Annotated in this window: 13 protein-coding genes; 11 read left to right on the forward strand and 2 right to left on the reverse strand. The window is 70.3% G+C overall.

What is annotated here, in order from left to right; genetic code table 11:
- Positions 1–104 precede the first annotated feature (104 nt).
- The 3 genes from I2501_RS08845 to I2501_RS08855 all read left to right on the forward strand — a co-directional run bounded on the left by I2501_RS08845 (position 105) and on the right by I2501_RS08855 (position 3,620).
- The gene (locus I2501_RS08845; protein WP_196193308.1) at positions 105–773 is read left to right on the forward strand and encodes a PadR family transcriptional regulator; all 669 of its coding nucleotides are present in this window, start codon (positions 105–107) and stop codon (positions 771–773) included.
- Positions 774–997: 224 nt separating this feature from the next.
- The gene (locus I2501_RS08850; RefSeq protein WP_196193309.1) at positions 998–2,080 is read left to right on the forward strand and encodes an inositol-3-phosphate synthase; all 1,083 of its coding nucleotides are present in this window, start codon (positions 998–1,000) and stop codon (positions 2,078–2,080) included.
- A gap of 187 nt (positions 2,081–2,267) precedes the next feature.
- Positions 2,268–3,620 carry an MFS transporter gene (locus I2501_RS08855; RefSeq protein WP_196193310.1) on the forward strand — a complete coding sequence of 451 codons (1,353 nt, stop codon included), beginning with the start codon at positions 2,268–2,270 and terminating at the stop codon, positions 3,618–3,620.
- Here I2501_RS08855 and I2501_RS08860 read toward each other — a convergent pair.
- Positions 3,589–5,094 (reverse strand): CCA tRNA nucleotidyltransferase, encoded by a 1,506-nt coding sequence (locus tag I2501_RS08860; RefSeq protein WP_196193635.1) that lies wholly within the window; start codon positions 5,092–5,094, stop codon positions 3,589–3,591. The genes I2501_RS08855 and I2501_RS08860 overlap by 32 nt on opposite strands.
- A 263-nt stretch (positions 5,095–5,357) precedes the next feature.
- Between I2501_RS08860 and I2501_RS08865 the strand changes: the two genes are divergently transcribed.
- The 8 genes from I2501_RS08865 (at position 5,358) to I2501_RS08900 (ending at position 17,164) form a co-directional block, all read left to right on the forward strand.
- Complete coding sequence (locus I2501_RS08865) at positions 5,358–7,679, forward strand: DUF6049 family protein (RefSeq protein WP_196193311.1); 2,322 nt, start codon at positions 5,358–5,360, stop codon at positions 7,677–7,679.
- Between the two features lie 84 nt (positions 7,680–7,763).
- Positions 7,764–10,193: a murein biosynthesis integral membrane protein MurJ gene (murJ, locus tag I2501_RS08870; protein WP_196193312.1), complete on the forward strand. Its 2,430-nt coding sequence runs from the start codon at positions 7,764–7,766 to the stop codon at positions 10,191–10,193.
- Between the two features lie 137 nt (positions 10,194–10,330).
- Positions 10,331–12,469 (forward strand): serine/threonine protein kinase, encoded by a 2,139-nt coding sequence (locus I2501_RS08875; protein WP_196193313.1) that lies wholly within the window; start codon positions 10,331–10,333, stop codon positions 12,467–12,469.
- A 59-nt stretch (positions 12,470–12,528) separates the two neighbouring features.
- Positions 12,529–13,299: an RNA polymerase sigma factor SigM gene (gene sigM, locus I2501_RS08880; protein WP_196193314.1), complete on the forward strand. Its 771-nt coding sequence runs from the start codon at positions 12,529–12,531 to the stop codon at positions 13,297–13,299.
- A complete protein-coding gene (locus tag I2501_RS08885) occupies positions 13,296–14,375 on the forward strand; it encodes a zf-HC2 domain-containing protein (RefSeq protein WP_196193315.1) in 1,080 nt (359 codons plus the stop codon). Before sigM ends, I2501_RS08885 begins: the two co-directional genes overlap by 4 nt.
- Positions 14,376–14,474: 99 nt before the next feature.
- Entirely contained in the window at positions 14,475–15,440 is a 966-nt protein-coding gene (trxB, locus tag I2501_RS08890) for a thioredoxin-disulfide reductase (protein ID WP_196193316.1), read from the forward strand.
- A gap of 103 nt (positions 15,441–15,543) precedes the next feature.
- On the forward strand, positions 15,544–15,873 hold the full coding sequence (gene trxA, locus I2501_RS08895; RefSeq protein ID WP_196193317.1) for a thioredoxin: 330 nt from the start codon (positions 15,544–15,546) through the stop codon (positions 15,871–15,873).
- Positions 15,874–15,985: 112 nt separating this feature from the next.
- Positions 15,986–17,164: an N-acetylmuramoyl-L-alanine amidase gene (locus tag I2501_RS08900; protein WP_196193318.1), complete on the forward strand. Its 1,179-nt coding sequence runs from the start codon at positions 15,986–15,988 to the stop codon at positions 17,162–17,164.
- 104 nt (positions 17,165–17,268) lie between these two features.
- Here the strand turns inward: I2501_RS08900 and I2501_RS08905 are convergent, their stop codons facing one another.
- Positions 17,269–17,886, reverse strand: coding sequence for a GNAT family N-acetyltransferase (locus I2501_RS08905; protein WP_196193319.1), 618 nt, complete (start codon positions 17,884–17,886; stop codon positions 17,269–17,271).
- Positions 17,887–17,911: the final 25 nt, after the last annotated feature.

The following is a 17,911-nucleotide window of genomic DNA, read 5'->3' on the forward strand; positions in this document are numbered from 1 at the left end:
ATATCGTCTCGATGTATCGGCTCGATACATCGCAGTGGCATACTTGCGAGTGTCGGACCGCACGCTACACGGACCACGCGGAGTGAAGGGAGGCGGGCCCGTCCATGAGCAGACGCTCAGGAATCCTGGAGTTCGCCGTCCTCGGCCTGCTGCACGATTCGCCCATGCACGGCTATGAGCTGCGCAAACGACTCAACGTGTTGCTGGGTTCCTTCCGCGCCTTCTCCTACGGCACCCTCTACCCCTGCCTCAAGGGCCTGGTGGCCCAGGGCTACCTGGTCGAGGACAACCCGGACACCGAGTACATCCCGGCCACCGCGCTCAACGGCAAGCGGTCGAAGATCGTCTACCGGCTGACGCCCGAGGGCAAGCAGCGCTTCGAGGAGCTGCTGGCCGACTCCGGCCCGGACGCCTGGGAGGACGAGCACTTCGGCGTGCACTTCGCCTTCTTCGGCCAGACCGACAGAGCCGTGCGCATGCGCGTGCTGGAGGGACGCCGGAACCGCCTGGAGGAGCGACTGGAGCGCATGCGGGCCTCGCTCGCACGCACCAGGGAACGCCTGGACGCCTACACCCTCGAACTGCAACGCCACGGCCTGGAGTCGGTCGAGCGTGAGGTCCGTTGGCTCAACGAGCTGATCGAGACCGAGCGTGCCAACCGCAACGGCCGTGGTCCCGGAGCCGCCCCACCGGGCGGCGACCCACTGATTTCGGACGGCCTCGGATCGGCAGGCAGCGCCCCGCCCGGTCCCCCCGACCGCCCGGAGCGCTGACGCGCTGAAACCGCGCCTCTCCACCGAGGTGTTCCACACACCGAGGTCTTGTACGACGCCGTGACATTGGCGGCGCCGTCGAACCAGGAGACCGAAGGCGCATGCGGGCGGCAGGGGGACTGCCGGCATCAGGTACTGACGTACCGCTTGACGTACCGCAGGGAATGAAGACAGAGAGCTTCGCGCTTCGGCGCGACTCTCACGATCAACAGGGAGCAACCGGAATGAGTTCGGTTCGCGTAGCCATCGTGGGTGTCGGCAACTGCGCCGCCTCGCTGGTGCAGGGTGTCGAGTACTACAAGGACGCCGACCCGAACAGCCGCGTGCCGGGCCTCATGCACGTGCAGTTCGGTGACTACCACGTCCGTGACGTCGAGTTCGTCGCCGCGTTCGACGTGGACTCGAAGAAGGTCGGCCTCGACCTCGCGGACGCGATCGGCGCGTCCGAGAACAACACCATCAAGATCTGCGACGTGCCCTCCACCGGCGTCCAGGTGCAGCGCGGCCACACGCTCGACGGCCTCGGCAAGTACTACCTGGAGACCATCGAGGAGTCCTCCGAGGAGCCGGTCGACGTCGTCCAGATCCTCAAGGACCGCCAGGTCGACGTTCTGGTCTGCTACCTGCCCGTCGGTTCCGAGAAGGCGGCGAAGTTCTACGCCCAGTGCGCCATCGACGCCAAGGTCGCCTTCGTCAACGCCCTCCCGGTCTTCATCGCCGGCACCAAGGAGTGGGCGGACAAGTTCACCGAGGCCGGTGTCCCGATCGTCGGTGACGACATCAAGTCCCAGGTGGGCGCCACCATCACGCACCGCGTGATGGCGAAGCTCTTCGAGGACCGCGGTGTCATCCTCGAGCGCACCATGCAGCTGAACGTCGGCGGCAACATGGACTTCAAGAACATGCTCGAGCGCGAGCGCCTGGAGTCCAAGAAGATCTCCAAGACGCAGGCCGTCACCTCCCAGATCCGCGACCGTGAGCTGGGCGCCAAGAACGTCCACATCGGCCCGTCCGACTACGTCGCGTGGCTCGACGACCGCAAGTGGGCCTACGTCCGCCTCGAGGGTCGCGCCTTCGGTGACGTTCCGCTGAACCTGGAGTACAAGCTCGAGGTCTGGGACTCCCCGAACTCGGCCGGTGTCATCATCGACGCGGTGCGCGCGGCGAAGATCGCCAAGGACCGCGGCATCGGTGGCCCGATCCTGTCGGCCTCCTCCTACTTCATGAAGTCCCCGCCGGTGCAGTACTTCGACGACGAGGCCAAGGAGAACGTCGAGAAGTTCATCCGCGGCGAGGTCGAGCGCTGAGCACTCAGCCGAAACGCTGAGCGCTGAGCGGGGATGTGATCCTTCCGGCGTGAGAGAAGCGCCCTGCAGGCCGCACCTGGCCTGCGGGGCGCTTTTTCATGATCGCCAACTGTCACGCGTGTGACATTTCGCGATCTTGGTCGCGTTTTCGCGTGATTCCTGCCGTGTGGCGTGCCACGCTTGGCCGGTGGCGACGACCGCGAGCAATCCCTCCCTGCGTGAGCTGCTCACGCTCCGCGGCTTCCGCCGACTGCTGGCCACGCGACTGCTCTCCCAGCTCTCCGACGGTGTCTTTCAGGCCGCGCTGGCGGCCTATGTCGTCTTCTCCCCGGAGCGGCAGCCGACGCCGGCTGCCATCGCCTCCGCGTTCGCCGTCCTGCTGATGCCGTTCTGCCTGGTCGGACCCTTCGCCGGAGTACTTCTCGACCGGTGGCGACGACGCCAGGTGCTCGTCTACGGCAACCTGCTGCGTCTGGTCTGCTGCCTGGCCACCGGCGCACTGGTCGCGATCCAGGCCCCGACCTGGGTTTTCTTCACCGCGGCCCTGGTGGTCACCGGGGTCAACCGCTTCGTACTGGCGGGCCTCTCCGCCGCGCTGCCGCATGTCGTCAGCGAGCAACTGCTGATCGGCGCCAACGCACTCGCACCGACGGCCGGTACCTTGGCCGCCACTCTCGGCGGCGGCGCGGCCTTCGTGGTGCGGCTGGCGTTGCCGGCCAGCGCGGGCAGCAACGCCCTGCTGGTCTGTCTGGCCGGGTTCGGCTACGCGTCGTCGGCGCTGGTCGCCGCGACCATGGGCAAGGACTCCCTCGGCCCGGACCGCTCGGATCTGGACCACGCCCACGAGACTACCGTCCGGACCGCCGTCGCCGACACCGCACGCGGACTGCTCGACGGTTTCCGCCACCTGATCCACGAGGGCAAGCCCGCCGCCCGCGCCCTCGGCGCGATCACCGTCTGCCGGTTCTGCTACGGACTGCTGCTTGTGCTCCTGCTGATGCTCTGCCGCAACACCTTCGCCGCACCCAGCGACCAGACGGCGGGCCTGCGTTGGCTGGGCCTGGCGCTGGGCGCCTCGGCCGCGGGCTACTTCTCCGCCGCCGCCCTGACGCCCTGGGCAGGTCGACGGCTGACCGTGCCGGGCTGGCTGACCACCTGCTGCGCCCTGGGCGCGGTAGTGGTCGTCGCGCTGGGCCTCTTCTTCACCCCCTGGCCGACCATGGTCGCCGCCTACGCGCTGGGGCTGGTCACCCAGGCCGCGAAGATCAGCACCGACACCCTCGTCCAGAGCAACGTCGACGACGCCTACCGGGGACGCGTCTTCGCCCTCTACGACGTCCTCTTCAACGGGGCCCTGGTGGCCGCAGCCGCGCTCTGCGTGGCGCTGCTGCCGACCTCGGGGCGCTCGGCGACCGTGGTGCTGACGGCAGCGGCGCTCTACGGCGCCGCCGCCGTCGTGTACGGGAGCACCCGGCCCTGGCGGACGGGTGCCACCGCGGCGGGGCCCGCTAAGCCGACCGCTCCGTCCACCACTGCCTGAGTGCGGCCGTCGCCGCCTCCTCACCCAACGGGCCCTGCTCCAGGCGCAGTTCCAGCAGGAACTTGTACGCCTCGCCGACCTCGCGACCCGGCTTGATGTCGAGCAGCGCCATGATCTGGTCGCCGTTCAGGTCCGGGCGGATCGCGTCGAGCTCCTCCTGGTCCTTCAGCTCGGCGATGCGCCGCTCCAAGCTGTCGTAGGTACGGGAGAGCGCCTGGGCCTTCTTCTTGTTGCGGGTGGTGCAGTCCGAGCGGGTCAGCTTGTGCAGCCGGTCCAGCAGCGGCCCGGCGTCGCGCACGTAGCGGCGCACTGCCGAGTCGGTCCACTCGCCGCTGCCGTAGCCGTGGAAGCGCAGGTGCAGCTCGACCAGCCGGGAGACGTCCGCGATCAGCTCGTTCGAGTACTTGAGGTCACGCAGCCGCTTCTTGGTCATCTTCGCGCCGACCAGCTCGTGGTGGTGGAAGGAGACGCCGCCGCCCGGCTCGAAGCGGCGGGTCCGCGGCTTGCCGATGTCGTGCAGCAGCGCGGCCAGACGCAGCGTCAGGTCCGGCTTTCCGTCGCCCTCGCCGGTCTCCTCCAGCGCGATGGCCTGCTCCAGCACGGTCAAGCTGTGCTCGTAGACGTCCTTGTGGCGGTGGTGCTCGTCGCGCTCCAGGCGCAGCGCGGGCAGCTCCGGCAGCACGCGCTCGGCCAGGCCGGTGTCGACCAGCAGGGACAGGCCCTTGCGCGGGTGCTGCGACAGCACCAGCTTGTTGAGTTCGCCCTGGATCCGCTCGGCGGAGACAATCTCGATACGGTCGGCCATCTCCGTCATCGCGGTGACGACCTCGGGCGCGACCTCGAAGTCGAGCTGCGCGGCGAACCGGGCCGCGCGCAGCATCCGCAGCGGATCGTCGGAGAAGGACGCCTCCGGCGTGCCCGGGGTGCGCAGCACCCGCTCGGCCAGGTCGGACAGCCCGTGGTGCGGGTCGATGAACTCGACCTCGGGCAGCCGCACCGCCATCGCGTTGACCGTGAAGTCGCGGCGGACCAGGTCCTCCTCGATGGTGTCACCGAAGGAGACCTCGGGCTTGCGCGAGTTCCGGTCGTAGAGCTCGGAGCGGTAGGTGGTGATCTCGATCTGCAGGTCGTTCTTGCGCACGCCGACGGTGCCGAAGGCGATGCCGACGTCCCAGATCGCCTCGCCCCAGCCCTTGACCAGCTTGAGGATCTGCTCGGGCCTGGCGTCCGTGGTGAAGTCCAGGTCGTTGCCGAGCCGGCCCAGCAGTGCGTCCCGCACCGAGCCGCCGACCAGCGCCAACGTGAATCCGGCCTGCTGGAACCGGCGCCCGAGCTCCTCCGCCACCGGGTAGGCGCGCAGGATCTCACGCACGCGATCAGCCTGTTGCTCGCTCAGCGAGCCGCTGTGCGACACAGCGGCCTGGACAGCTGGATCGGCGGGTGCGGTTTCGGGTGTGGGGAAGCCGGACGGCATAGCGTTGGACACGACAGACAAGGGTACGGGCCGACGGGCCCGCCGCGCTGCGAGTAACCGGCAGGACGATCAAGCGGTCCGCAGATCCGATCTTCCCCCCATCCGGTCCTGCCCACCGGCACACCGAACGGCCCAGCGTCGTTACCATGCCAGGGCGCGGAACGCGCGGGCAGCTGGGGCAGCAATCAGGACGGCGAGGGCGCGTGGGCGAGGCGGCGACGGGGAGGTGGCGGGCGAGCGATGCGCCCAGGAACAGCCGGGTGGTGCGGCGACGCTCACCACGACTGCAACGGCTCGCACGACTGAGTCGCCTCTCACTGGCCTCGGGCCTGGTGCTGCTGGCAGGCCCCACCCTGGCCCCGGCCGCACAGGCCGCGCCACGGATCACCGTCACCGGTGTGCCCACCGTCACGCAGAACGCCGCCCGCGCCCCGCAGGCGACGACCGAGGCACCGGCTGACGCGCACGCCTCGGTGCAGGTGACCTTGAACACGGTCAGCCCGGCCGCACCCGCACCCGACGGCGACGTCACGCTCAGCGGCGTGGCCACCAACCGCGCCTCGAACGCGGTCAACGGACTGCACGTCGGTGTCACCTACGGCAGGCAGATGTCCAGCCGTTCCGACATCGAGGCGGTCGCCTCCGCGGGCGGCCCGCAGCAGAGCGACCCGAACGAGATCGACGACCAGAGCCTGCAGGACCAGATCGGCACGCTGGCGCCCGGCGCGAGCGCGTCGTTCTCGCTCAAGGTCCCGGTCAGCAAGCTCGCCCTCGGGTCGAGCCCCGACGGCGTCTACTTCGTCGGTGTGGACGCGCAGACCGCGAACGGCGTCGCGCTCGGCACCCTGCCGCTCGGCATCGCCCGAACCTTCCTGCCGATCCACCCGTCCAGCGACACCGCCAAGGCCACCCAGGTCGCGACGCTCTGGCCGGTGACGGACGCGCCGACGATCCAGGCGCAGACCTACGTCGACAGCAACGGCGTCGAGCAGCCGGTCCTCACCAACGACCTGGCGACCTCGCTCGGCCCCGACGGCCGGCTGGGCCAGCTCGCCTCGATCGGCGCGCAGAACACCAATCTGCACCTGACCTGGGTGGTGAACCCGGACCTGATCGACACCGTCTACGCGATGACGGGCGACTACCAGGTCCTCACCGGCAGCGACACCTCCGGCGCCAACGCCACCTGCAACTGCGTGCGCAAGGGCAGCGGCCAGGACGCCGCCAAGGCCTGGCTCACGGCCATGCAGCAGGCGCTCGCGGCAGGCAAGCCGGAGGTGGTCTCGCTGCCCTACGCCGACCCGGACCTGGCCTCGCTCGCCCACAGCGCCAACGGCCGTCAGCAGCTGAGCGCGCTGCTGCCGCTTGCCAACACCTCCCTCGGCCTGGACCGGCTGCAGGTGGACGGCGAGCACAACGTGGCCTGGCCCTACCAGGGCTATGTGGACACCTCCATCGCCTCACTGGCCAAGTCGATGGGCGCGGACGAGGTCGTCGTCAACGGCGCGAGCATGCCCGACAGCGGCAACCTCAACTTCACGCCCAACGCGGCCCGCCCGATGGGCGACGGCATGACCGCCGTCGTGGCCGACAACCAGCTGACCGACATCTTCTCCGGCGACCTGTCCACGCAGAGCGAGCAGACCGCGGCCACCCAGCGGTTCCTCGCCGAGACGCTGGAGATCACCCTCGAACACCCGGACCAGCAGCGCGACATCCTCGTCCAGCCGCCGCGGGAGATGTCCACCGCGACCGCGCAGACGCTGGTCAAGGCTTTGAGCGAGGCCCAGGACGGCAAGTGGGTGCAGAGCGCCAACCTCGACGACGTCGTCAAGGCCGGTGCCACCCCGGGCGCCAACACCTCGGTGCCGTCGCCGCACGCCTACCCGTCCTCGGCGCGCGGCAGCGAGCTCGGCGACACGACCGTCAACCAGCTCGGCACCTACCAGGGGCAGCTGTCCCAGCTGCAGCAGATCCTGACCCGCCCGGACCGCCTCCGCGACCCGTTCAGTGCGGCCATGGTCCGCTCGGTCTCCACCGCCTGGCGCGACAACCCCATCGCCGGTGACAGCTATCGCACGGACATGGGCCAATATCTGAGCGTCCTGCAGGGCTCGGTCCAACTGATCCCCAAGACCACCGACGTGGTCGTGCCGGGCGACAACTCCTCCGCGACGGTCGCCGTCAGCGTGGAGAACGACCTGGAGCAGACGGTCAGCAAGATGCAGCTGAAGCTGATCGTGGGGGGGTCGCCGCGCCTGCGCATCGACTCGGACCCGGTGCAGGACGTCACCATCGCAGGTGGCCGCACCAAGACGACCTACCGATTCCGCGTCACCGCGCTCGCCAACGGAACGGTCGACATGAAGGCGGAGCTGGCCACGGCCCAGAACCCCGACACGCCGTTCGACACCATGAGCTTCCAGGTCAATGTGACCTCGGTCTCCGCCGGAGTGATCGCGGTCATCGCCAGCGGCGGGTTGCTGCTGGTACTCGCCGGTCTGCGGCTCTACTGGAAGCGCAAGAAGAACGCGGCGCTCGCCGCCGCGTCCGCCGAGGGCCCGGAGCCGGACAACGCCGAGTAGCGTCCCTCAGATGAGAGGCTAGGCATTCGGTAAACGGTTGACGGGCCTTTTCGGGCCAGAACGTGACGATCCGGAGAGAGACGCATGAGCGCGCCGCGCGACGGCAGGACCCCGCAGGGCCCGGGCGGGCACGCGCCTGATCCGTACCTGGATCAGACCTATGCCCACGACCCGTACGCGACGGACGCATACGCAACGGACGGCTACACCGCCGAGGGTTACGTACCGGAGGGCTATCCGGCAGAGGGTTACCCCGCCCAGGGCCAACCCGGCCAGGGCTACCCGGCCACCGACGGGTACGCCGGTGCGGGCGGATACCCGCAGCAGCCGGGCCAAGGCGCCGCGCCCCAGGGCTACCCGCAGCAGCCCGCCCACTTCGACCCCGCGCAGCAGGCCCAGCAGCCGTACCCCGGACAGCCCTATCCGGATCAGCAGTACCAGGGGCAGCAGTACCAGGGGCAGCAGTACGAGGGGCAGCAGCCGTTCCAGGGCCAGCAGCCCTACCCCGGCCAGGTGCAACAGCCCGGCCAGGTGCAACAGCCTGGACAGCCGCAGCCTCCCTACCCCGGCCAGCAGTACCCGCCGCAGGGCTTCAGCCAGGCCTATGTCGACCCGAACCAGCCGCAGCAGCCCCAGCAGCCGTACGTCGGCGTCGACGAGCTGATCAGCGGTGCGGGCAGACGCCAGCAGGCGCACGAACAGGCCCGGCACGAGCAGCAGCAACAGCGGCCGGACCAGAACTACGACTTCCTCTTCCGTGACAGCGGCCCGAGCCTCTACGGCGAGGCCGGCGGCGACGCCGTCGCGGAGACCACCAGCACCATCCCGCTGCTGGTCCCCGCCGACCTCCCCGGCCGCGAGCCGGGCGAAGCGGAGGACGGCGACGGCAAGGCCGCGCCGAAGGGCAAGGTCGCCAGCGTCCTCAACTCCAGCGCGATCATGGCGGCCGGCACCCTGGTCTCCCGCGCCACCGGCTTCCTGCGGACGATGATCATCGCCGCGGCCATCGGCACCGCCGCCCTCGGCGACCGGTACAGCGTCGCCAACACGCTGCCGACCATGCTCTACATCCTCGTCGGCGGCGGCGCGCTCAACGCGGTCTTCGTCCCGCAGCTGGTCCGCAGCATGAAGAACGACGAGGACGAGGGCGAGTCCTACGCCAACCGGCTGCTGACACTGGTCATCGTCGGTCTCGGCTTCGTCGTCCTGCTCGCCGTCCTGGCCGCGCCGCTGCTGGTGCGGATGGTCTCCAACACCGCGATGACCGACTCGGCGTCCTCCGCCAGCGTCACCGTGGCGCTGACCCGCTACTGCCTGCCCACCATCTTCTTCATGGGCGTGCACGTGGTGATGGGCCAGATCCTCAACGCGCGCGGCAAGTTCGGGCCGATGATGTGGACCCCGGTCCTCAACAACATCGTCATCATCTTCACCTTCGGCATGTTCATCTGGGTCTACGGGCCCTGGTCCAGCACCCAGATGAACACCGACACCATCCCCTCCGCGGGCGTCCGCCTGCTCGGCATCGGCACCCTGCTCGGTCTGGTGGTCCAGTCGCTGGCGATGCTGCCGTACCTGCGCAAGGCGGGCCTGCGATTCCGGCCGCGCTTCGACTGGCGCGGACACGGTCTGGGACACGCCGCCAAGCTGGCCAGGTGGACCTTCCTCTTCGTGCTGGCCAACCAGGTCGGCTTCCTGGTCGTCACCCAGCTGGCCACCGCCGCCGGTGACGCCTCGCACGACGCCGGAAAGGGCCTGGTCGCCTACCAGAACGCGCTGCTGATCTGGCAGCTGCCGCAGGCCGTGATCACCGTCTCGATCATGAGCGCGGTGCTGCCGCGGATCTCCCGCGCCGCCGCCGACGGCGACGGCACCGCCGTCCGCGACGACATCTCCTACGGCCTGCGCACCTCCGCTGTGGCGATCATCCCGGCCGCCTTCGCCTTCCTTGCCCTCGGCCCCGCGATCGGCGCCGTCATCTACGGCGAGGTCTCGATCGGGTACATGGTCTCGGCCTTCGCTCTCGGCCTGATTCCGTACTCCGCCCAGTACGTGCTGCTGCGCGGTTTCTACGCCTACGAGGACACCAGGACGCCGTTCTACAACACCGTCTGGGTGGCCGTCAGCCAGGCGCTGCTCTCCGCCATCTGCTACGTCGCCCTGCCCGCCGCCTGGGCGGTCACCGGCATGGCCGCCGTCTACGGCGTCGCCTACGTGGTCGGCCTGATGGTGGCCGTCCCCCGACTGCGCCGCCGCATCGGCGACCTGGACGGGGCCAGGATCAAGCGCACCTACGCCCGACTGGTCGGTGCGAGCATCGTGCCCGCGATCGTGGGCGCCGGGATCTGCATGGTCGTCCTCCAGGCCCTGGGATCCGGCCGTGTCGGCGGCCTGGCCGCGTTCGCCGTGGGAGGCGTTGTGCAATTGGGACTTTTCGTGGTGATCGCCCAGCGGATGCGGATCGAGGAACTCAACTCGCTGCTCGGCATGGTACGGGCGAAAATCGGACGTTGACGGGAGACCTGAATTCGACCCTGCCGGGCAACCAACAATCCCCTCCGGCGGTCGTACCTGGGTGGGCGAGTTGGCACAATTGACCGTGGGCCCGGAACCTCATCACGGGCCGCGCGGTTTGGGGAGGCAGGACAACGGTGGCAGAGCGCAGCGAGACGGCCGTGGGCGCGACCACGGGCGGCCCTCGGGCGGACCGGGAGAAGTCGGAGCACGCGACGGAGTCGACTGCGCCGCTGTCCGCAGAAGCGCTGGCCGAGGAACTGGCCGGTCCGGACAGGCCTGCTGACGCATCGACGGATACGTCCTCGCAGGGCGAGGCGGACGACGCGGCGGCGGACGAGGTCGTCGACAGCGCTGACGACGCCGACGGCGATGTCGACGGCGACGCCGAGACGAACAAGGCCGCCGAGACCGACGAGGCCGTCCCTGAGACGTCTGACGAGCCGTCCGACAAGCCGACTGACGCCACGCCGGCCGACACCCCGGCTGACACCCCGGCCGACGAGGACGCCGCCGCGGACCTCTCCGAGGACGCGACCGCTACGCCCGAAGAGCCGGCCGCCGACGCACCCGTCGCCGAGGTGCCCGCGCCGCCCGCGCCGGAGCGCCACAGCGGGGACCGGATCGCCTCCCGCTACCGCCTCGAAGAGTGCATCACCCAGGCGGACGCGTTCAGCTCCTGGCGTGCCATGGACGAGAAGCTGCGCCGCGCCGTCGGGATCCACCTCCTCTCCACCCACCACCCGCGCGCCAAGGCCGTGCTCGCCGCCGCCCGGCAGGCCGCGCTGATGAGCGACCCGCGCTTCGTCCAGGTCCTGGACGCCGTCGAGGACGGCGAGATCGTCTACATCGTCCGCGAGTGGCTGCCGGACGCCACCGGCCTGGACAAGCTGCTGCTGCCGGAGCCGCTGGAGCCCTACGAGGCGTACCAGCTGGTGCGTCAGCTCTCCGAGGCGCTGTCCGCCGCCCATCGCCGGGGGCTGTCGCACCTGCGGCTGACGCCCGCCGCCGTGCTGCGCACCGACAGCGGCCAGTACCGGATCGACGGTCTCGCCGTGAACGCCGCGCTGCGCGGCATCAAGGCCGAGGACAAGGCTGACGCCGCCCTTCAGGACACCCAGGCCATCAGCGCGCTGCTCTTCGCCGCCCTCACCAACCGCTGGCCCTTCCCCGAGGGTCACCACGGGCTGCGCGGGCTGCCGCGCAACGTCGGCATCGTGCCCGCCGAGCAGGTGCGGGCGGGCGTCAACCGGGGCCTGTCCGACCTGACCGCGCGCACGCTCTGCGCCACCACGGGCAGCAAGCTGGAGCCGATCACCACGCCGGACGAGCTCGTCAAGGCGGTCGTGGCCCTGCCCAAGGTCCGCCAGCCCGCTCCCGAGCCGCTGGTGCTGCCCGACTACCCGTCACGTCGGGCCACGGCGGCCCCTTCCCAGCCCGCCGCGCCGGCTGCGCGCGCCGGAGCCGGAGCGCCCGGCCCGGGTCAGGCCGCAGGCGCGGCAGCGCGCGGCAACGCTCCGGGTCCCCAGGCAGGGCAACGGGGGAACAACGGCCGAGGAGGCCGTCCAGGGGTGCCGACGCGCGCCGGTTCACCGGCGGGTCCCGTTCCGTCGAGCCGATCGAGCAAGGCGCTCAAGTGGGTCGTCTCGCTGGTCGTCCTGGGCGCGATCGGGCTGGGCAGCTGGGGCACGGCCGAGGAGCTGCTGTCGCACAACAACACCGGCTCGACCAGCAGCCAGCTCGGCCCGGACGCCTCCAACACCCAGGGCGGCAACGCGAACCACCGCACCCTGAACAAGCTGAAGCTCTTCAGCGCGACCGAGTTCTCACCGCTGGACCCGCAGCCGATAGCGGGTGACAAGGCTCCGTTGGCGATCGACGGCGACACCAGCACCGCCTGGATCACCTCGACCTACAACGGCTACGCCAACTTCGGCAACCTGCCCACCCGCAAGGACGGCAGCGGCATCGTGGTCGACCTGGGCAGTGTGCAGTCGGTCTCCGAGGTCAAGGTGGTCATCCCGATCACCGGCGGCCAGACGATGGAGATCCTGGCCGCGCCCGCGGACGCCACCGCGATCCCGGCCGACACCAGTGGATTCACCCAGCGCATCAGCAACAGCGCGGCCGTCTCCGGCACCAGCCTGGACAGCGGCGTGCTGGCCCAGCCGGTGCGCACCCGATTCGTGCTGGTGCGGATCACCGCGCTGCCGCCGGACCCCAGTCAGGCGGGCAACTACCGGGGCGGGATCTCGGAGATCACGGTCCTGGGCTGACGCGAACACCTCCGAGATGGCAGTCTTGTCCCGACTTTCCCGGCCATCGAGGGGGTGTAGTGCAGGTGACGACCGAACCGGTCGCCGACGACGCGGAGCTGCTGCGTCGCCATGTGGAGGGCGACCCGGACGCCTTCGGTGAGCTCGTGCGGCGCCACCGGGACCGTCTCTGGGCGGTGGCGCTGCGCACCCTCGGGGACCGCGAGGAGGCCGCCGACGCGCTCCAGGACGCGCTCGTGTCGGCCTTTCGGTCCGCGCACACGTTCCAGGGCCGCTCCGCCGTCACCACCTGGCTGCACCGGATCGTCGTCAACGCCTGCCTGGACCGCGCCCGCCGCGCGTCCACCCGTCGCGCCCGTCTCGTCGACGACGAGACGGCGCTGGAGACGGCCGTCGGCCAGGACGAGGGCGCCGACGTCTCGGTCGAGCGGGGCGAACTTCGGCGTGAGCTCGCCTCCGCCCTCGCCACCCTGCCCGGGGACCAGCGGGCTGCACTGGTCCTGGTGGACCTCCAGGGCTACGGGGTCGCCGAGGCCGCACAGATTCTTGGCGTACCGTCGGGGACGGTGAAGAGCCGCTGCGCCCGTGGGCGGGCCAAGCTGCTGCCGCAGCTGAGCCATCTGCGGACCGGCGGAGCACACGAGCCGAAGGCGGAGACGCCGCCCAGCGCATCAAGATCGCTAAGTGTCACACGTGTGACAGTTAACGATCTTGGTCAGGAAACCAAGCCCCCAGGGAACCCGGATCCGGCGCAGGACGTCCCATCGACAGCACCGGAAGCGCGCCCGACCCGAGGCCGCCAGACCCGAGGAGGTGAGCGGACCGCATGAACGAGTCGACCGTTCACCCCGATCTGCCGTCCCCTTCGGCGCATCCGGACACCGATGCCCTGGCCGACCACATCGAGGGCCTGCTCTCGCCCGAGGCGACAGCAGAGCTTGAGGACCACCTGGCGAGCTGCGCCGACTGCCGGGAGACCCACGACGCGCTGCTGGAGCTCCAGGAGCTGCTCCAGGCCGAGCGCTCCGCCGCGGACGCTCCGATCCCGGACGACGTCGCCGCCCGCATCGACGCCGCTCTCGCCACCGCGGCGGCAACCCCGACCGACGCCGCAGCGGTCCCGGCCGAGGCCGAGGCAGTACCGGCCGGGCATGAGCCCGACGCCGAGGCCGCCGCAGGCTCGGACGAGCCTTCCGGGCCCGTGCCGACGCCCTCTCCCGGAGCCGGGCGAGGTCCTGCCGACAACCGCCCCGGGGCCCGCCCTGGCGCGACCTCGCGCGGACGGCGACGCCTGCGGCAGGCGCTGGTCACGTTCGCCGTCCTCGTGGCCGCCGGAGGCATCGGGGTCGCGGTGTCCAGCGGCGGCGACATCGACGCCGGGACCAGCAGCGCCGGTCCGGCCATCGGCACCGCTCCCACCGCCCCGCAGACCAGCGCCACGCGCCCCGACACCGGCCAGCTCGTCTTCACCGACGCGGGCCTCGACACGCAGATCCAGGGGATCGTGCGCCAGGACGCGGCGGGCCAGAACCACACCAAGGCGCCCATGGCGTCCCTCTCCCCAGGGCTGGCCACCGCCTCCGGCGCAGCCACCGCCGGGACGCACGCCTCGCCGAACGGGAACGGGACCGGGACCGGCTCCGGCACGGCGCAGCCGACTCCCTCCGGAACGGGTGCGGCCGCAGAGCCGTCCGCCTCGCCCAGCGCGGCCGCCTGCGTGCTGGCCGCCGCGAAGCAGCCCGGCGTCCCGGTCCACGAGGCGGTGGGCGAGTACCTCGGCGTCCAGGTCTTCGCGCTGATCTACCCCGACACCGCTGATCCTGCGCACACCTGGGACGTCTTCCTGGTGCAGGACTCCTGCTCCTCACCGCTGGTCCTGCTCCAGCGCACCGTGCCGCGCACATGAAGCCCCGGGAATGCGAGACACTGGGGAACCGTTGAGCCGGGTGGAACACGCGGCCACCCGAGAGTCCGGCAACCCGGTGCGATGCATTCAGGAGATTCAGTGAGCGACGTCCGCAACGTGATCATCATCGGCTCAGGCCCGGCCGGCTACACGGCCGCCCTGTACACGGCGCGTGCCTCCCTCAATCCGCTGGTCTTCGAGGGCTCGGTGTCCTCCGGCGGTGCGCTGATGAACACCACCGAGGTCGAGAACTTCCCCGGCTTCCGTGACGGCATCATGGGCCCGGAGCTGATGGACAACATGCGCGCGCAGGCCGAGCGCTTCGGCGCCGAGCTGGTCCCTGACGACATCGTGGCCGTCGACCTCTCCGGCGAGATCAAGACCGTCACCGACACCGAGGGCAACGTCCACCGCGCCCGCGCGGTGATCGTCGCCACCGGTTCGCAGCACCGCAAGCTCGGCCTGGAGCACGAGGACCAGCTCTCCGGTCGTGGCGTCTCCTGGTGTGCCACCTGTGACGGCTTCTTCTTCCGCGACCAGGACATCGCCGTGGTCGGTGGCGGCGACACCGCCATGGAGGAGGCGACCTTCCTGTCGCGCTTCGCCAAGTCGGTCACCGTGATCCACCGTCGTGACGCGCTGCGCGCCAGCAAGACGATGCAGGAGCGCGCCTTCAACGACCCGAAGATCTCCTTCGCCTGGAACAGCGAGGTCGCCGAGCTGCACAGCGAGGGCGGCAAGCTCAGCTCGGTCACGCTCAAGGACACCCAGACCGGCGAGTCCCGCGAGCTCCCCGTCACCGGGCTCTTCATCGCGGTCGGCCACGACCCGCGCACGGAGCTCTTCAAGGGCCAGCTGGAGCTGGACGACGAGGGCTACCTCCGCGTGGACGCGCCGTCCACCCGCACCAACGTGGCCGGCGTCTTCGGCGCCGGTGACGTCGTCGACCACACCTACCGTCAGGCGATCACCGCTGCGGGCACCGGCTGCTCCGCCGCGCTGGACGCCGAGCGCTTCCTGGCCGCGCAGGCGCACGCCGACACGGCCGTCACCGCCGCAGTCTGACCGCGCCAGGTCTGACCGCACGAGGTCTGACTGGTCCAAGGTCCGACCGCCTGCTCGACCGCCCGTACTTCACCGACTCACCCGCTACCCCTGAGGAGATCCCGTGGCCGGCGCCACCATCACCGTCACCGACGACACCTTCGAGTCCGAGGTCCTCAAGAGCGACAAGCCCGTTCTGGTCGACTTCTGGGCCACCTGGTGCGGCCCGTGCCGCCAGGTCGCCCCGGCGCTGGAGGAGATCGCCCGCGACTACGCTGACAAGCTCACCATCGCCAAGATCGACATCGACGCGAACCCGGGCACCCCGGCCAAGTACGGCGTGCTCTCCATCCCGACGATGAACGTCTACCAGAACGGCGAGGTCGTGAAGACCATCGTCGGCGCCAAGCCGAAGAGCGCGCTGCTGCGCGACCTGGCCGAGTTCATCGGCTGAGTCCGCCGCTCGTTCGCACGGCTGGCCTGACAGCAGGAGATCCGGACGGATCTTCACCCGAGGCCCCCATGTTTCCCGTGAATCATGGGGGCCTCGGCGTACGATCTTGGCTATGTCCCAGCAGCGCCCTTCCCACGCGTACCACTGGAAGCTCGGGGACACCGGTCCCGCGGTCGCCGAGATCCGGTTCAAGCTCACCCTGCTCGGCCTCCTGCCGGAAACCCCGCCGACCCGCCCCGGGGGCCGGGTCATCCCCTCCGCCGAGGCACTCTTCGACGTCGAGGTCGACGCGGCGATCCGTCACTTCCAGCAGCAGCGCGGCCTGACGACCGACGGCATCGTCGGGCCGGAGACCTACCGTCACCTCAACGAGGCCCGCTGGCGGCTCGGCGACCGGGTCCTCACCTACATCCCCAGCAACATGGTCGTCGGCGACGACGTCGCCCACCTGCAACAGCGACTGCTCGACATGGGGTTCACCCCCGGCCGGGTCGACGGCATCTACGGCGCCGTCACCGCACAGGCGGTCAGCGAGTTCCAGCGCAACATGGGCCTGCATCCGGACGGCACGCTCGGACCGACCACCTTCGTCGTCCTGGAGCGCCTCTCCCGGACCGTCGTCGGCGGCGCACCGCACGTGATGCGGGAGACCGAGATGCTGCGCCACTCCGGCCCGGCGCTCAGCGGCAAGGTCATCGTCATCGACCCGGGCCACGGCGCCGACGACCACGGCGTGCTGTCGGCGGACGGTCTTTCCGAAGCCGCACTCGTATGGGACATCACCGGCCGCCTGGAAGGACGCCTCACCGCGCTGGGCGTCCGGACCTATCTCACCCGCACGCTGGACAGCGACCCCGACGAGACCGAGCGGGCCCGCTTCGCCAACCAGACGGGCGCCGACCTGATGATCTCGCTCCATCTGGAGGGCCACGCCAACCCCGAGATCGGCGGCGTCGCCAGCTACTACTTCGGCGACGAGTCCCGGGGCCGCTGGTCCCACACGGGCAAGCAGTTCGCCGGCCTGGTCCAACGCGAGCTGGTGGCCCGCTGCGGCCTGGGCGACCTCCGTAGCCACGCCCGTTCCTGGACGCTGCTGCGCTCGACCCGGATGCCCTGCGTGCGCCTGGAGCTCGGCTATCTGACCAACGCGGACGACGCGGCGCGGCTGCGCTCCCCGGAGATCCGGGCGCAGGCCGTCGAGGCGATCGCCGTGGCCGTCCAGCGGGTCTACCTGCCGCCGGAGGACGACTCCCCGACGGGCATGCTGCACCTGCCGCACGCCCTCGCCTGAAGAAGCACCGACCAGAACAAACAAGATCGTTAACTGTCACACGTGTGACAGTTAACGATCTTGGTCTTTGTTGCGCCACCGCCCTCACCTATGCAGACCCCGCATCAGAGCGGCCGGAGCGAGGGTTCCTTCTGCACCGCACCGAGCAACCGCTCCAGCGCGACCTCCACCTCGCCCTTCCAGGAGATCGCCGAACGGACCTCCAGCCGCAGTCGCGGATAGCGGTGATGCGGACGCACCGTCTTGAAGCCGACGGCGAGCAGATGGTCAGCCGGCAGCACACACCCCGGCTCCGCCCAGCGCGCGTCGCCGAAGGCCTCGATCGCCTTGAAGCCGCGGCGCACCAGATCCTTGGCCACCGTCTGCACCAAGGTCCGGCCGATGCCCTGGCCCTGATACCCGGGCAGGACCCGAGCTGTCATCAACTGCACGGCATCCTGGGAGATCGGGCTGGTCGGAAAGGCCAAGGCACGGGGCACGTACGCGGGCGGCGCATAGAGCACGAAGCCGACCGGGACGTCGTCCACATAGGCGATCCTCCCGCAGGAGCCCCACTCCAGCAGCACCGCGGAGATCCAGGACTCCTTCTCCTGCTCCGCCCGCCCGTCCTTGACGGCCGCCTCACCGCTGACGGGGTCCAACTCCCAGAAGACGCACGAGCGGCACGGCAGTGGGAGATCGGCGAGCGAGTCGAGCGTGAGCGGTACCAGCCTGCGTCCCATAGCTCCACGATAAGCGCAGAGTCGA

It is taken from the genome of Streptacidiphilus fuscans, from assembly GCF_015690355.1.
GTDB lineage: Bacteria > Actinomycetota > Actinomycetes > Streptomycetales > Streptomycetaceae > Streptacidiphilus > Streptacidiphilus fuscans.

Coding starts and splice junctions, on each gene's coding strand:
- I2501_RS08845 (WP_196193308.1), top strand. CDS start 105: ATGAGCAGACGCTCAGGAATCCTGGAGTTCGCCGTCCTCGGCCTGCTG.
- I2501_RS08850 (WP_196193309.1), top strand. CDS start 998: ATGAGTTCGGTTCGCGTAGCCATCGTGGGTGTCGGCAACTGCGCCGCC.
- I2501_RS08860 (WP_196193635.1), bottom strand. CDS start 5,094: ATGCCGTCCGGCTTCCCCACACCCGAAACCGCACCCGCCGATCCAGCT.
- murJ (WP_196193312.1), top strand. CDS start 7,764: ATGAGCGCGCCGCGCGACGGCAGGACCCCGCAGGGCCCGGGCGGGCAC.
- I2501_RS08885 (WP_196193315.1), top strand. CDS start 13,296: ATGAACGAGTCGACCGTTCACCCCGATCTGCCGTCCCCTTCGGCGCAT.
- I2501_RS08900 (WP_196193318.1), top strand. CDS start 15,986: ATGTCCCAGCAGCGCCCTTCCCACGCGTACCACTGGAAGCTCGGGGAC.
- I2501_RS08905 (WP_196193319.1), bottom strand. CDS start 17,886: ATGGGACGCAGGCTGGTACCGCTCACGCTCGACTCGCTCGCCGATCTC.